General features: G+C 49.8%; 12 protein-coding genes. All 12 read left to right on the top strand.

Annotated features, from left to right (window positions below):
• The first annotated feature begins 46 nt into the window (after window positions 1-46).
• The 12 genes from DESRU_RS16945 to mraY all read left to right on the top strand — a co-directional run bounded on the left by DESRU_RS16945 (window position 47) and on the right by mraY (window position 15,081).
• Window positions 47-484 (top strand): Fur family transcriptional regulator, encoded by a 438-nt coding sequence (locus DESRU_RS16945; RefSeq protein ID WP_013843312.1) that lies wholly within the window; start codon window positions 47-49, stop codon window positions 482-484.
• A 176-nt stretch (window positions 485-660) separates the two neighbouring features.
• Entirely contained in the window at window positions 661-2,367 is a 1,707-nt protein-coding gene (locus DESRU_RS16940) for a sensor domain-containing diguanylate cyclase (protein WP_013843311.1), read from the top strand.
• 135 nt (window positions 2,368-2,502) lie between these two features.
• Window positions 2,503-4,083, top strand: coding sequence for a sigma 54-interacting transcriptional regulator (locus tag DESRU_RS16935; RefSeq protein WP_013843310.1), 1,581 nt, complete (start codon window positions 2,503-2,505; stop codon window positions 4,081-4,083).
• 72 nt (window positions 4,084-4,155) lie between these two features.
• Window positions 4,156-5,052: a patatin-like phospholipase family protein gene (locus tag DESRU_RS16930; protein WP_013843309.1), complete on the top strand. Its 897-nt coding sequence runs from the start codon at window positions 4,156-4,158 to the stop codon at window positions 5,050-5,052.
• 219 nt (window positions 5,053-5,271) lie between these two features.
• The gene (locus DESRU_RS16925) at window positions 5,272-6,075 is read left to right on the top strand and encodes a histidinol-phosphatase (protein ID WP_013843308.1); all 804 of its coding nucleotides are present in this window, start codon (window positions 5,272-5,274) and stop codon (window positions 6,073-6,075) included.
• Between the two features lie 327 nt (window positions 6,076-6,402).
• Window positions 6,403-6,831: a division/cell wall cluster transcriptional repressor MraZ gene (mraZ, locus tag DESRU_RS16920; protein WP_013843307.1), complete on the top strand. Its 429-nt coding sequence runs from the start codon at window positions 6,403-6,405 to the stop codon at window positions 6,829-6,831.
• 158 nt (window positions 6,832-6,989) lie between these two features.
• Window positions 6,990-7,931 carry a 16S rRNA (cytosine(1402)-N(4))-methyltransferase RsmH gene (gene rsmH, locus DESRU_RS16915; RefSeq protein ID WP_013843306.1) on the top strand — a complete coding sequence of 314 codons (942 nt, stop codon included), beginning with the start codon at window positions 6,990-6,992 and terminating at the stop codon, window positions 7,929-7,931.
• Between the two features lie 61 nt (window positions 7,932-7,992).
• A complete protein-coding gene (gene ftsL / locus DESRU_RS16910; protein ID WP_238446450.1) occupies window positions 7,993-8,526 on the top strand; it encodes a cell division protein FtsL in 534 nt (177 codons plus the stop codon).
• A 40-nt stretch (window positions 8,527-8,566) separates the two neighbouring features.
• Window positions 8,567-10,708: a stage V sporulation protein D gene (locus tag DESRU_RS16905; RefSeq protein WP_013843304.1), complete on the top strand. Its 2,142-nt coding sequence runs from the start codon at window positions 8,567-8,569 to the stop codon at window positions 10,706-10,708.
• A gap of 246 nt (window positions 10,709-10,954) precedes the next feature.
• Window positions 10,955-12,421 carry a UDP-N-acetylmuramoyl-L-alanyl-D-glutamate--2,6-diaminopimelate ligase gene (locus DESRU_RS16900; RefSeq protein ID WP_013843303.1) on the top strand — a complete coding sequence of 489 codons (1,467 nt, stop codon included), beginning with the start codon at window positions 10,955-10,957 and terminating at the stop codon, window positions 12,419-12,421.
• Between the two features lie 236 nt (window positions 12,422-12,657).
• A complete protein-coding gene (locus DESRU_RS16895) occupies window positions 12,658-14,046 on the top strand; it encodes a UDP-N-acetylmuramoyl-tripeptide--D-alanyl-D-alanine ligase (RefSeq protein WP_013843302.1) in 1,389 nt (462 codons plus the stop codon).
• Window positions 14,047-14,079: 33 nt separating this feature from the next.
• Window positions 14,080-15,081: a phospho-N-acetylmuramoyl-pentapeptide-transferase gene (gene mraY, locus DESRU_RS16890; RefSeq protein WP_041275859.1), complete on the top strand. Its 1,002-nt coding sequence runs from the start codon at window positions 14,080-14,082 to the stop codon at window positions 15,079-15,081.
• Window positions 15,082-15,136 lie beyond the last annotated feature (55 nt).

Genomic DNA, 15,136 nt, shown 5'->3' with positions numbered 1-15,136 from the left:
GAAAAACCAATATACTGAAAAAAATTGGCCAGGGTGGTGTAGTCAATTGAAGAATGTTATAACTGAAGTTGAAGAGAAATTAAAATCAAAGGAATACAAATTAACACCCCAAAGACAGCAAATATTAGAAGTATTGCTGGAGAACAAAGACAAGCATCTGAGTGCGGAAGATGTTTATACTCTGGTCAAAAAAAAGGCTCCGGATGTGGGCCTGGCAACGGTTTACCGTACCCTTGAATTGTTTGTGGAATTTGACATTGTACACAGCATCAACTTTGGGGATGGTAGGAAGCGTTATGAATATGGCGACGACAGTGAGGGACACCACCATCACCATGCTATTTGCCTTAAATGTGGTAAAATTACGGAAATAAACGAAGATTTGCTGGAAGATATAGAAAAGCAGGTTTCCAAGGATTATAATTTTTCCGTAACGGACCACGAGCTTAAAATATACGGTTACTGCCGTAGCTGCAAAATATAATGTAAAAATAAACTGGAGGATTGCTTAAGCAACCCTCCAGTTTATTTTATGCACCGGAATGGATAGAGAACATGACAAGCAGCGAAGGTTATGGGCAACCAAAGTTTCCCTGATAACCTTTGAGCGCACTTTATAGTATAATAACAAATTATAGACCTGCAAAGGTGTGTTTATTGATGTTAAACAATTTTATTCTGGGTAAGCGGATTCGCACGTCTTTGCTCACTGGTTTTGTGGTTTTTATTATTCTCCCGGCTTTACTGGTGGGACTATTCACTTTGCTGCAAAGTCACCGGATTATGGAAAAATCCGTTCATAATACCCTTGATTATCTCGCGGATACCCAACAGAACGCCATGAGCAATTGGCTGGATGGCCGCAAGGTCTTTATTGAGGGATTGGCTCAAAATGAACAGATCAAAATCATGGAACCGGAGGCGGCAACCCGGGTGATAACCGAAACACTGCCCTTGGATCACTCCTTTCGTTCCCTGGTGTTGGTTGGAACGGACGGTTGGGTTAAGTCAGGGCGTAAAAACAATACGATCTGGGTGGGAGACCGTGAATATTTTAAGCAGGCCATGGTAGGAAAAACCTTTGTCAGTGAAGTGCTGATCAGCAGAAGTAACAACGATCCTGTGATCACGGTGGCTACACCGGTAAAAAACCAGGGTAAAATTGTCGGTGTGCTATTTGGCGGTGTGGATATAAAGGTCATTACCAAAATGGTGCAGCAGAATTTCCCGGGCACCGGCGGGGAGTCTTATTTAATTAACTCTGACGGTTTAATGATCAGTGAATCTCAATTTACCCCTGAACTGATCGCCAAGCAATTGGTGGAGAGCAAAAGTTCCATGAACTTAAAATTGAATACCCAAGCCTCCCAGATGATTTCCAGAGGCATGAATGGTTCCGGTATCTATACCAATTATCTGGACCAAAGAGTCTTTGGCCTTTATCGCTGGCTGCCGGATATAAAAATGGGCTTAATTGTTGAAAAACAATATCATACGGCTATGCTGGAGGCGGGTTTAAATACCTACTACAGCGTCATCCTGACTTCGGGTTTGGCCATGCTTTTCTTTATCTTTTTCGCCGTTTACTACTCCCACCGGCTGAGCCAACCCCTGGAAAGACTGGCTCAGGAAGTGAATAATATCGGGCAGGAGGACTTTCGATCGGTTATCAATGTAGGGGCCAACAAAGAGGTGGAAGAACTGGTGGAGGCCATAAACCGTATGTCCACCAATCTGTTTCACAGCACCAGCCAGTTGAACAGCTTGATCGAAAAGCTGGAACAAAGCCAGGCGGAGTTAAATCAGGAAAAAAGCAAGTTGGCCCAAATATCCATAACCGATGAGTTAACCGGACTCTATAACCGGAGACAGCTCAATGATGAAATGGAGAGATTGGTCTCCCTGGCCATCTCCCTGGGCAAGAATATTTCTTTTATGATGCTGGATTTGGATCGCTTTAAAAGGGTGAATGACACCTACGGTCACGCCACCGGGGATGTGGTGCTGAAGGAATTTGCCGTAATCTTGCGGGAATTGTGCCGGGCCACCGATGTGGTAGGCCGTTTTGGCGGTGAAGAATTTGTCATTTTAGTTCCCTTTGTCAAGTCCGATGTGGTTATGGCCATTGCCGAACGCATCCGGGCAGAGGTGGAGAATTTCATTTTTGATGCGGACCATCACCGGATCAAGATCACCGTCAGTATCGGCATTGCTGCCGTGGAAGCGGTACCCGGCACCTCTGTAAAGCGGACTTCGGAAGAACTAATTATGGCTGCGGATAAATGTTTATACAAGGCCAAGAACAGCGGCCGCAACAAAACCGTTTTGGAATTGATTGAAATAGATACAGAGCAGCCCCCTAGCTAAAAAGGGCCCGGGATCCATCCTTATTCCGGGTCTTTTGGCCTAAAAATTGCCATAAATGCGAAAAGCATGAGTGCAGGATGATGGTGTGGCTTGTCGAATTTACAAAGTATTTAGAATTAGGTTGGGAGTGATGTTGTGAATACCTTACGGCTGCGAATTCAGTTTGAGGACCGGGTGGGCATTGTACGTGATGTGTCCCAGGTGATCTCGCCCAGAAATATAAACATTGTTTCCTTACAAGTACTTCCCAACAACATGTACCTGGAGGTTGAATACTCGGGAGAAAAGGAAGAAGGGATTCTACAGCGGGAACTGTGTTCCATTCCCGGGGTGCAGCAGGTGGAACCCATCGAAGTGATGCCCCACGAAGAGAAAGAAAGGCAAATCCGGGCGGTTTTGGATTCGGTCAGTGACGGCATTATCGCCGTTGACCGCAAAGGGAAAATAACCGTTTTTAATCCCGCCTGTGAGAAAATTTTACGGATGTCCTCCGAGCAGGCCCTGGGAAAGAATATGTCCGAAGTCCTTTCCATGGATATTCCCATGATTGACAGCCTGCGCAACGGGGAGAGTTACGATAACCGGGAGATCATGATTACCACCCCCCGGGGGCGGCACCATTATTTAAGCACCGGCCGGCCCATTAAGGATCAGGACGGCAGGGGGATCGGCATGGTGGCGGCCCTTAAGGATATGTCCCAGGTTCGGGATCTGGTTTATTCCGTCACCAAGCCCTCCATGTTAACCTTTGATGATATTATTTACGGCAGCGAAGCCATGGAACGGGTAATTGTCCTGGCGAAGAGGGTGGCACGCAGTGATTCTACAGTGATGATCCGGGGGGAAAGCGGTACCGGCAAGGAGTTATTTGCCCGGGCCATCCATATGAACAGTCCCCGCCGGAATAAACCCTTTGTTCCTCTTAACTGTGCCGCTTTACCGGATTCCCTGCTGGAAAGCGAACTGTTTGGCTATGCTGACGGTGCCTTTACCGGGGCTAAAAAGGGCGGCAAACAAGGGCTGTTTGAATTTGCCCATGAAGGAACCCTTTTCCTGGACGAGATTGGAGAACTGACTCCGCACCTGCAGGCCAAATTATTAAGGGTATTGCAAGACGGCAAGGTGCGGAGAATCGGAGACGGACATGAAATGGTGGTTAATGTCCGGGTAATTGCCGCCACTAACCGGGATTTGGAGGAAATGTTGACCCGGGGCGGCTTCCGGGAAGATTTGTATTACCGGTTAAATGTCTTTCCCATTCGCCTGCCAACCCTGCGGGAGCGTCCTGAAGATATTCCTTTTTTAGTGCAGCATTTTTTAAAGAAATTCGGACAGGAGCCGGGCAAAGAGTTTACCGGCATTTCTGTGGGGGCATTGCGCATGCTCACCAGACATCGCTGGGTGGGCAACGTCAGGGAACTGGAGAACGTGATTGTAAGGGCCATTAATTTAGTGGAAAAGGGAGAAATTAAGCCTGAGCATATCATCCTGGATGAAGGTCGTTTTACCAAGCGGGAAAATCCCCATGAAGATGAAAATGGTAATCCGGTTTCGCTTAAAGAAGCTGCGGCTCAGGCGGAACTGGATACCCTGCAGACAGCTCTGAAAACGCACGGCAGTGCCCGCAAGGCCGCCAAAGCCCTGGGTGTTTCCCATACCACCGTATTAAATAAGATCAGGCGCTTTGGCCTGGCGGGTGAGAAAGTAAGCTCTTAACTTTAACCGGTACCGGCACCTAGGCCGCAGGTCTGTCATATAATGGATCACCGCGGCAAGGTGGTGTATAAAATGGTTAAAAAGATTGGTCTTGCATTGGGAGGAGGCTTTGTTCGTGGCGCCGCCCATGTGGGAGTGCTAAAGGTGTTGGAGGAAAATGGGATTCGGCCTCGCCTGATGGCCGGAACCAGTGCCGGAAGTTTTATTGCCTCTTTATATGCTTCGGGCTGGAGTATTCCCGAGTTGGAGAGGATGGCGCGCAAGTTAAAACCCGGTTTCTTTATCGATGAATTTGCAGCGGTAGAAAATTTTTTCGTTATGACTGCACAAATATTTTTTGAGGCTTTTCGCTTTTCTTATCCTTTTAGACCGGCCTTGGGTCTCATGCGGGGCTGCAAACTGGAGCACTTCATTCGAGCTCTTTTGGGAAAAAAGAAGTTTGAAGGCCTACGCATGGATTTAGCCATTGCAGCGGTGGATATTTGCACGGCGGCCAAAGTTATTTTTGTCAGTCAGTCCAATGAACTGCACATGAGGGCCAAAGAAAACCAGGTCTTTATCACCGGTGTGCCCATCTGGGAAGCGGTTCGGGCCAGCACTTCGGTACCCGGTCTCTATGAACCGAAAAAAATCGGAGATTATTTACTGGTAGACGGGGGTTTGCGGGAAAACGTTCCGGCCCAAATTCTTAAAGCCATGGGGGCGGAGGTTGTCATTGCAGTGGATTTGGGCAATGATGGCCAAGATTACAAAGAGCCCCACAATATTGTGGATGTTTTGACGCAAACCGTGGATATTATTGGTTCGGATACGCTGGAACAGATCTTAGACGAATATGCGGATATCCGGATAAGACCCTTGTTAAAAGGGGTGGGACCCTGGGATTTTGGAAAGGTTCCCTATATGATACGGCAGGGGGAACTGGCCACCCGCCAGTTAATGCCGGAAATTTTGAAGGCAATTTACTAGGGGGTATTTCACCGGGGTCCAGTTGCTAGTCTTACAGGTAATTCTCACAGGTCCTGTTGTTAGACTAATGGGTACTGCTTATGGGTCTTGTAGAGATATACAGGACCTGAGAGAAAAGCAGGATAAGTCTAGCAACAGGACCCGAGGGAATGCCCCAAAGGCTAGCAACAAGACCCCAAAGAAAAGCAAAATAAGTCTAGAAACGGAGATGTTGGCAGCATGCTGGTGGACTATCATATCCATACCTTCCGTTGCGGCCACGCTGTGGGTACGGTGGACGAGTATGTGGCGGAGGCCCGCAAAAAGGGCCTGCGGGAGTTGGGCTTTGCCGACCACCTTCCCCTTTACTGGCTGCCCGAGGACCGGCGGAATCCTGAACTGGCCATGTCCTGGCCTGAACTAAAGACCTATATCCATGAGGTCCAGCAGGTCCGGCGGGCAAACCCCGACCTTTCCATAAAATTGGGTCTGGAAGCGGACTATGTGCCCGGTTATGAGCCTGAATTGAAAAAAATTCTTCAGGAATTACCGCTGGATTACGTCTTGGGATCGGTTCATTTTCTTGGAGACTGGGCCTTTGACGACCCCGCCGGGGTAGGGGAATATCAGAAACACGATCTGGATGAATTATACCAACGTTATTTTAAAATGGTGCAGCGGGGAGCGGCGTCCGGGCTGTTTGATATTATGGCCCATCCGGATTTAATTAAAAAATTTGGCTTCAAACCCGGGGGCTCTCTGAAGGAGTTGTACCGGGAAACCGTTAAAGTATTTAAGGAGGCCGGGGTTTGCGTGGATGTCAATGCAGCCGGCTGGCGTTACCCCTGCAACGAACTGTACCCTGCTCCGGATTTTCTAAAAATGTGTTACCAATTGGGCGTTCCCGTGACGCTAGGTTCCGATGCCCACAAACCGGAACAGGTGGGTCTGGGACTGAACCGGGCGGCGGCGCTGCTGAAGGAGATTGGCTTCCGCCAGGTGGCTGTGTTCAAAGGGAGAAAGCAAACCCTAGTGGATTTATAAGCAATTATTTTAATCTTGAATAGAACGCGGATTTAACGGATGATACGGATTTACGCGGTTATTAAACAAAATCAAAAAATCCGCGAAAATCCGTTAAATCCGCGTTCCATTAGACTCATAAGCATTACCCTACCGTCCTACGAATGGAATGTTTTGTAATAGAATAATTTTGCCCTGCCAAGTCCAAAATTGGATTTGGTTTATTTTTTTGGGAAAAAGTTCAAAAAAAACCTGTGGATAGAAGGAGATTTTTTATCCACAGCGAATAACAGTGGTGTAAAGTGGTATAAAGTGGTGGGAAATCCCTGGAAAGTGGAGTAACTGTTTATGTTTATGGGGGAATTTCAGCACAACATCGACCCCAAAGGTCGTCTTATAATACCCGCCCGCTTCCGTGAAGGCCTGGGTGACCGGTTTATTGTCACCAAGGGATTAGACAACTGTCTTTTTGTCTATCCGCCCGAAGAATGGGCCGAGATGGAACAAAAGCTTAAGTCGCTGCCCTTTGCCAGGGCAGATGCCCGGGCCTTTGTACGTTTTTTCTTTTCCGGCGCTACTGAATGTGAGCTGGACCGGCAGGGTCGCATCCTGCTGCCCAATAATCTCCGGGAATATGCCAAGATGGACAGAGAAGTGGTTGTTGTAGGCGTATCCAACCGGGTGGAGGTTTGGGCCAAGGCGGAGTGGGACCGTTACAATGCTCAGGCCGAGTCTTCCTTTGAGGAATTAGCCGAAAAAATTGTGGATTTGCTTTAATGCCTAAGTTACAGGATAAAAACCTCATTCGTATTAAAGGGACGTAGCGGTGTAAAAATATTTAGAAAGTATGTTTCCGCGAAAGTGAATAGAAACCAATGGATGGATTTCCAAAGGAACATCCATCTTATATCTGGAAGGTGGCAAAAGGGCCAGCCATGGAATTTAAACATGTACCGGTATTGCTAAAGGAATCCATTCAAGGGCTGCAGGTGAAGCCGGATGGTGTTTATGTGGACTGCACCCTGGGAGGGGCCGGACACAGCCGGGAGATATTGCGCTCCCTGGGGGCCGGGGGAAGGCTGATTGGCATCGATCAGGACCCGGCAGCGCTGACCCATGCCGAACAACGTTTAAAGAATAATACCGGGCAATTTATTGCCGTTCGCAGTAATTTCGTACAGATCAAGGAAGTTCTTGCCCAACTGGATATCGCGGCAGTGGACGGGGTGTTGTTTGATCTGGGCGTTTCCTCCTATCAACTGGATACCCCGGAACGGGGATTTAGTTACATGCATGATGCGGAACTGGACATGCGCATGAACCCTGAACAGCCCATTTCGGCGAAAGAACTGATCCATAAACTTTCTGAACCGGAACTGGCGGAGATCATCCGTAAATATGGTGAAGAACGCTGGGCCAAAAGAATCGCCTCTTTTATTGTGGCGGAGAGGAAACGCCAACCCATTACTACTACCGCCAGGCTGGTGGATGTCATCAAGGCGGCAGTTCCTGCCGGAGCCCGGAGAGAAGGCCCTCATCCGGCCAAAAGGACCTTTCAGGCTCTGCGTATTGCTGTAAACGATGAATTAGGAATTCTGGCCGGGGCCATTCGGGATGCGGTAGATAAGCTTAAACCCGGCGGAAGGATTTGCGTGATTACTTTTCATTCCCTGGAGGATCGGATTATTAAAGACACTTTTAAGGAATTGGCCAATCCCTGTACCTGTCCTCCCGACTTTCCGGTTTGCGCCTGTGGCAAACAACCGGGGTTAAAAATTATTACCGGCAAACCGGTGGAGCCTTCCCTGGAGGAAGTGGAAATTAATCCCCGGGCCCGCAGTGCCAAATTGAGGATTGGGGAAAGAGTACAGTCTTAAGCAGTGCTTTCCCATTTTGGATAAAGTTCTAAAAAGGCGAGAAGGTGAATAAACATTGAGTGTGGCACAGGAAAAATTTAACTACCTGCTTCCAGAGGAGCAACCCCGCCAGGTATCCCAACCCCGAAGAGCGCTGTCCAAAAGAGCTATTCGCAAGGGGAAAGTTTTGCTAACTGGTTGTATTCTTTCCGTGTTTATGGTAGGGGTTGTCATTGCCTACTACTATGCTCAAGTGGCCACCTTGGGATATCAAGTCGCTCAATTGCAAAATAGCTTAAATCAGCTACAGTCGGAGCAGGAGGATTTGGAAAGTCAAGCAAACCAATTGAAATCATTAGAACGAGTAGAGGCCATCGCCACTACCAAACTGGGTATGGTAAAGCCTAACTCCAGTGAAGTGGTACTTGTTACCGCCTTGTCTGAGGATCCTCAAAAAAAGCTGGAAGCTAAGCAAGGAGTTAATCCGGCGGAGCCACCGGAGAATCATGAAGCTCCGGTCCAGAAAGAGGACAAACTTTCCAAAGCCGGTGAAACAAAGAGCCCTGTCATTGAGGCCTTTGTTGATATGGTAAATCGTTGGGAGAGGGGACTCTAGCAAAGCGGTAACAGTCAGGCCTGCAGGGAGGAATATCGGTTTGAAAACTACCAACATACTTGTCCGCAGGAGGATTACCTGGCTGTTTTTATTGGGTTCCACTCTATTATTCATGATTATACTGCGCCTGGTCTGGATTCAATTTGTCCGTGGGGATGAACTGAGACAGCAGGGCATGATCAACCGGATGCGGGATGTCCCGGTGGAAGCAAAACGGGGAAGCATCCTGGACCGGAATGGCAATGAACTGGTTACCAGTGTCAGCGCCGATTCCATTTATGCCATTCCTTCTCATATTAAAAAGCCCGATGAGGTGGCTAACCAACTGGCCCCTATTTTGGGTATGGAGGCTGAAAAAGTAAAAGAGATTATTACCAAGAAATCCAGCTTTGAATGGGTTAAGCGAAAGGTGGATTTTGAAACTTCCAAAAAAATTAAAGCGTTAGAAATTGAAGGAATTGGTTTTGCCGAGGAGAGTAAACGTTATTACAAGCAAGAAACTCTGGCGCCGCACATTTTAGGTTTTACCGGTACCGATAATCAGGGTCTGATGGGAATGGAAGCAGCCTATGAAAAGGAATTAAAAGGGGTTCCCGGGCGCATTGTCATCGAACATGATGCGGCGGGCAGGGAAATTCCCCAGGCTTTACACCAGTATATTCCTCCGGTGCAGGGGAATAATCTGGTGCTCACCCTGGATCAGACCATTCAGCATTTTGTTGAACGGGATCTGGACAAAATTGTCGCTGCTTATAATCCCAAAATAGCCGTGATTATTGTCATGGATCCAAAAACCGGAGAGGTGCTGGCCATGGGCAACCGTCCTACCTTCAACCCCAACCGGTGGCGGGATGTTCCCCAGAGTGTATGGGACCGGAACCCGGCCGTATGGTACAATTACGAACCCGGCTCAACTTTTAAAATCATCACCGCCGCTTCCGCCCTGGAGGAAAATGCCGTTAGGCCCAGCGACCGTTTTTATGATCCCGGTTATATTCAGGTGGCGGACCGCAAGATTCGCTGCTGGAAGGCCGGCGGACACGGGAGCCAGAGCTTCGAGGAAGTGGTGCAAAACTCCTGTAACCCGGGTTTTGTTCAGGTAGGCCTTAATTTGGGCAAGGAAAGATTTTATAAATATATCCGGGCCTTTGGCCTCGGGCAGCCCACAGGGATTGGTTTACCCGGCGAGGCCCAGGGCATTATGATCCCGGAGAAGAATGCAACCAACTTAAACATAGGCACCATGGCCATTGGGCAGTCCATTGCCGTAACGCCCATTCAACTACTGACTGCCGTCAGCGCGGTGGCCAACGGGGGGACATTAATAAAACCCCAGTTGGTGAAAAGGATTGAAGACCAAAAAGGCAAGACCGTCCAGGAATTCAAGCCGGAGATTATACGCAAGGTGATTTCCGGGGAAACATCCAAGCTGACCAATCAACTGCTGGAGAACGTTGTTTTTAAAGGAACCGGGAAAAATGCCTTTGTGGATGGTTACCGGGCTGCGGGCAAAACCGGTACGGCCCAGGTGGTCAGCGAACAGGGCGGGTATGCCAGCGGTAAATATGTTGCCTCCTTTGCCGGCTTTGCCCCGGTTAACGACCCTAAGATCGCGGTTTTAATTATGATTGCCGAGCCCCAGGGAGGAGCCTATTACGGCGGGCAAGTGGCGGCGCCGGTATTTTCTTCCCTGGCCCTGGATATTCTCCGATACATGGGCGTACCGGAACAAAAAGATTTGCCCAAGCCAAAAATTAACCCCTGGGAAGTTGAAGAGGAAAGAATTGAAGTAGTGGTTCCCAATGTGGTTAATCTCCCGATGGATGAAGCGCAGAAACTGCTTCGGGAAGCCGGACTGGCCTTTGAGGTGAAGGGCCAAGGCAAGATGGTATACGGTCAGATCCCCGAAAGCGGAGCCCTGGTGCTCACCGGCACCACCGTGATTTTGGACCTCTCGGGGGGCAAGGGGGATGCCGGTCAAGGCGAACAAGTATCCGTACCGGAGCTTAAAGGAATGACCATCCGTGAGGCGGGGAACCTGCTGGAAAGCCTTGGCTTGAAATTAGAACCGGAGGGTTCCGGACTGGCCCAATCCCAAAGTCATCCTGCGGGAAGTAAATTGAACCGGGGCAGTACGGTGAAGGTACAGTTTAAACCGCCTGCATCGTCCAATAATACCTAGGATAAATGGCCACGGATACCCTGGCCTCCCATGCAGGGAGGACCAGGGTTTTTAAAAGGGATGTTCAGCTAGACCATGCCTGTAAGGAAATTGGCAGTTCTTTGGTGAATGGGCTTGACGAAAGCCTTGCTTTTCTTTAAATTGGTAGTTATCCCATTCTATTGGAAACTATTTAAGCAGTTAACGGGAATTAAAATGTCTCACAAATGGAAAGAATAGGAAGTATAATGGCGGGGAGGGAATCCAATGCAACTAAGTGAGCTTTTAACAGCCTTTGATTATGTCTCCATCGACGGGAGTCCTGATCTACCCATCCATCATCTCTGTTATGATTCCCGGAAGGTTCAGCCGGGAGATCTCTTTGTGGCCGTTAAAGGCTATCAAACGGACGGTCATCAATATATTGCCGATGCCGTCGCCGCCGGGGCCACGGCGGTGGTTCTGGAGGAGAAGGTAGAAGTGCCTCCGGGAGTGACGGTGGTTACCGTGACGGACAGCAGGAAAGCTTTAGCCTTGCTGGCAGACCGCTTTTATCACCATCCTTCTCAAAAAATGATCCTGGTCGGAGTTACGGGTACCAATGGAAAAACCACCACCACCCACCTGATTGCGGCTATTTGGAAAAAATCGGGCCTCAAGCCCGGTGTTATCGGTACCATTCATAATCTCATCGGGGACAAAGTGCTGCCCGTTACCAATACCACCCCGGAGTCCCCGGATTTACAGAGGCTGCTGGGGGAAATGACCGATGCCGGGGTTCAGGCTGTGGCCATGGAGGTTTCTTCCCATGCCCTAGCCCTGCACCGGGTGGCCGGAGTCAATTATAAAGTGGGGGTTTTTACAAATCTCACCCAGGACCACCTGGATTTTCACGGAACCATGAAAGAGTATTTAAAGGCCAAAGCAAAGCTCTTCCAAAAGGATCTTCAGTACGCCGTGATTAACGGGGATGACCCGGCCGCAAAACAGTTGGTTAAGCTCAGCCAGGGAAAAGTATACACCTATGGGATTGAGCAGGTGGTGGATGTAAGAGCCAAGGACATTCAAGTGACCGCCCGGGGCGTTTCTTTTACGGTTACCGGCCCATGGGGGGAACAAAAATTGAGCTTAAAATTAACGGGACGGTTTAATGTCTATAATGCCCTGGCTGCTTATACGGTAGGCATGGCTTTGGGCTTTAACGGGGCAGATGTTAAGTCGGCCTTGGAGGAAGTTGCGGGGGTGGCGGGACGTTTTGAACTGGTTGACCGGGGACAGGATTTTGCGGTGGTGGTAGATTACGCCCATACGCCCGATGGCCTGAAAAATATTTTGACCACAGCCCGGCAGATTACCCGGGGCAGATTGATTACGGTCTTTGGCTGCGGAGGAGACCGGGATCGAACCAAGCGTCCGCTGATGGGGGAAATTGCGGCAGAGCATAGTGATCTGGTGATTGTGACTTCCGATAATCCCCGCACTGAAGATCCTGTTAAAATTATTGAAGACGTGGTTGTAGGGGTCGAAAAAAAGATCAAACCGGATAAATACCGTGTGCTGACCGACCGCCGGGAGGCCATTACCCGGGCCGTTCATTTAGCCCGGGAGGGAGATGTAGTGGTTATTGCCGGTAAAGGCCATGAAGATTACCAGATCCTTGGTACCACCAAGATTCATTTTGACGATCGTGAGGTGGTGGGTGAGGCGCTGGCCCAGCGAGGGTATCGGTGCTAAGCTAAGGGGTATTTCTCTGGGGTCCAGACTTAAGGGTATCGTTTTTGGGTCCGGTTGTTAGCCTTATTCTGTATTCCTTATGGGTCCTGTATTTTTTACAAGATCCACAAGCATTTCCTATAAGGCTAACAACTAGACCCCCAAGGGATGCCGGTGAGGCTAACAACAGGACCCCAGAGGAATCCCGATGGCTAAAACCGCCCCCCCAGGAATACCCATAAGAAGGAGCTGACCTCATGCTTGTTTATACGGTAAAAGAGATTGCCGGGGCAACCGGCGGGATTCTCCTGCAGGGGGACCCGTCTGCTGTGGTGAGGGGTGTCTGCACCGACAGCCGAAAGGCCGGCAGCGGCGATCTTTTTGCAGCTTTAAAGGGCCAGCAAATGGACGGCCATCTTTTTATCGGCCAGGCCCTGGAAAAAGGGGCAGGAGCGCTGCTGGTGTCCCGGGTTCCGGATGTTGTTCCGGAGGGAGTGCCGGTGGTCCAGGTTCAGGATACACTGCAGGCCCTTCAACAACTGGCCCGGTATAACCGGGAGCAATTGAATATTCCGGTGGTAGCCGTTACCGGCAGTAATGGTAAAACTTCCACCAAAGATATGGTGGCGGCGGTGTTGCAGGTTCGATGGAACACTCTTAAAACCCAGGGGAATTTTAACAATGAACTGGGTCTGCCTTTAACGCTCTTAAACTTAACGGAAAAACACCAGGCCGCTGTGGTTGAGATGGGCATGCGGGGACCGGGGGAAATTGATTTTCTGGCCGGCCTGGCTAAACCTACCGGGGCGGTGATTACCAATATTGGCGAAACCCACCTGGAAAGATTGGGCTCTGTGCACAATATTGCCCTGGCCAAGGGAGAAGTGCTGGAGCACATTCCGCAAGACGGCTTTGCCCTATTAAATGGGGATAGTCCTTACGTAAATGAATTGGCCGTCCGTTGCCAAGGGCAGGTGTGGACTTATTCCCTCCAAGGTCCGGCGGACCTGAGGGCTGAAAATATCCGCAGCGAGGGAGCGGGAGTTCGTTATAAGGTCACTTATCCGGGCGGCCAAGGCGAAATATTTTTACCGGTTCCCGGCAGCCATAATGTAATGAACAGTCTGGGAGCTTTGGGTGTGGGGCTGCGGCTGGGTCTAACCTTTGAGGAAATTGCCGCCGGTTTGGCACAGGTAACCCTGACGCACATGCGGCTGGAGATTATACAGGCTCAGGATTTTATGGTGATTAACGACGCCTATAATGCCAATCCCTCTTCCATGGAAGCGGCCCTGAGAGTTCTGGCCGAGACAGCCCGGGGCAGGAAGATTGCGGTCCTGGGGAATATGTATGAACTTGGGAAACGCACCGAATCCGGTCACAGGGACACGGGTAAAGCCGCCCGGGAGGCCGGTGTTCAGAAGTTGGTGGCAGTGGGCGATCTGGCCCGGTTCATAGCCAAGGGGGCTCTGGAAGCGGGCATGCCGGAAAAAGATGTTTTTCATTGTGAGCATAACGCCGGCGCCATAGAGGTTCTAGGTAGCTTATTAAAGGCCGGTGATACCGTTTTAGTAAAAGGCTCCCGGGGTATGCGCATGGAGGAAATCGTTCAAGCATTGTTGAATCCCGGAGTTTCCTTGAATTAATGAACAAATGCTGCCGAGGGGAGGGAATGAATGATGGGAACTTCGCAGGTTTGGCTGGCCTTCGGCATTAGCTTACTAACCACAATCCTTCTGGGGCCCCTGATTATACCGGCCCTTAGAAGATTAAAATTTGGCCAGACCATCCGGGTGGAAGGGCCGGCCAGGCATATGGCTAAATCCGGCACACCCACCATGGGAGGCCTCCTGTTTTTGATCGGAATTGGGGTTGCGGGAGTAGCCCTGCTTTCCGGGCCGGTGCAGGGAAGGGCCGAGGGATGGATTGTACTGGCCGTAACGATGGGTTATGGTCTTATTGGTTTTATTGATGATTTTATTAAAGTGGTATTAAAAAGGAATCTTGGGCTCAAAGGGCGGGAGAAACTGCTGGGACAACTGATCATTGCCGCGGTGCTGGCGGTGGTGGTGGTATTTAAACTGGGCCGGGGGACGGACTATGTCATTCCCTTTTCCGGCTTTATCAGCCCGGGAGGAATCGGTTTCGATCCGGGATGGTGGCCCTTTTTTGGTCTGACCGTGCTGGTGCTGCTGGCTGCCAGCAATGCGGTGAATCTAACAGACGGGTTGGACGGACTGGCCGCCGGGGCCACAGTTTTTACTTCCGCCGCCTTTGTACTGCTGTCCCTGGTTACCGGGAAAGTTGGCACAGCCATTGTATTGGCGGCGGTAACCGGAGGATGTCTGGGATTTTTAGTTTATAACCGGCATCCGGCCAAGGTATTTATGGGTGATACCGGATCACTGGCCCTGGGAGGAGCTCTGGGCGCTGCAGCAGTGGTTACCAGGAATGAACTGCTGCTTCTGGTGATTGGCGGCCTTTATGTTTTGGAAACCTTGTCCGTTATTATCCAAGTGATCTCTTTTAAAACCACCGGCAAACGGATTTTCCGAATGAGCCCTCTGCATCACCACTTTGAGCTTTCCGGCTGGTCGGAAATTCGGGTGGTGCTAACCTTCTGGTTATTAAGCTTTTTATTTTCGGCAGTGGGCATTTTGGGGATTTACCGGTTGGGCTGATAAAGGTTCAGTGAACATCAGTTCAGGGAATATATAAAAATTAGCGGATGCTAGA

The organism is Desulforamulus ruminis DSM 2154 (assembly GCF_000215085.1).
In the GTDB taxonomy this organism is placed as follows: domain Bacteria; phylum Bacillota; class Desulfotomaculia; order Desulfotomaculales; family Desulfotomaculaceae; genus Desulfotomaculum; species Desulfotomaculum ruminis.
This window is presented reverse-complemented; position numbering and strand designations above follow the sequence as displayed.

Bases quoted from the DNA above. Each gene is read 5' to 3' on its own strand.
- DESRU_RS16940 (WP_013843311.1), top strand. From the start codon at position 661: ATGTTAAACAATTTTATTCTGGGTAAGCGGATTCGCACGTCTTTGCTC.
- DESRU_RS16930 (WP_013843309.1), top strand. From the start codon at position 4,156: ATGGTTAAAAAGATTGGTCTTGCATTGGGAGGAGGCTTTGTTCGTGGC.
- DESRU_RS16925 (WP_013843308.1), top strand. From the start codon at position 5,272: ATGCTGGTGGACTATCATATCCATACCTTCCGTTGCGGCCACGCTGTG.
- mraZ (WP_013843307.1), top strand. From the start codon at position 6,403: ATGTTTATGGGGGAATTTCAGCACAACATCGACCCCAAAGGTCGTCTT.
- rsmH (WP_013843306.1), top strand. From the start codon at position 6,990: ATGGAATTTAAACATGTACCGGTATTGCTAAAGGAATCCATTCAAGGG.
- DESRU_RS16900 (WP_013843303.1), top strand. From the start codon at position 10,955: ATGCAACTAAGTGAGCTTTTAACAGCCTTTGATTATGTCTCCATCGAC.
- DESRU_RS16895 (WP_013843302.1), top strand. From the start codon at position 12,658: ATGCTTGTTTATACGGTAAAAGAGATTGCCGGGGCAACCGGCGGGATT.
- mraY (WP_041275859.1), top strand. From the start codon at position 14,080: ATGGGAACTTCGCAGGTTTGGCTGGCCTTCGGCATTAGCTTACTAACC.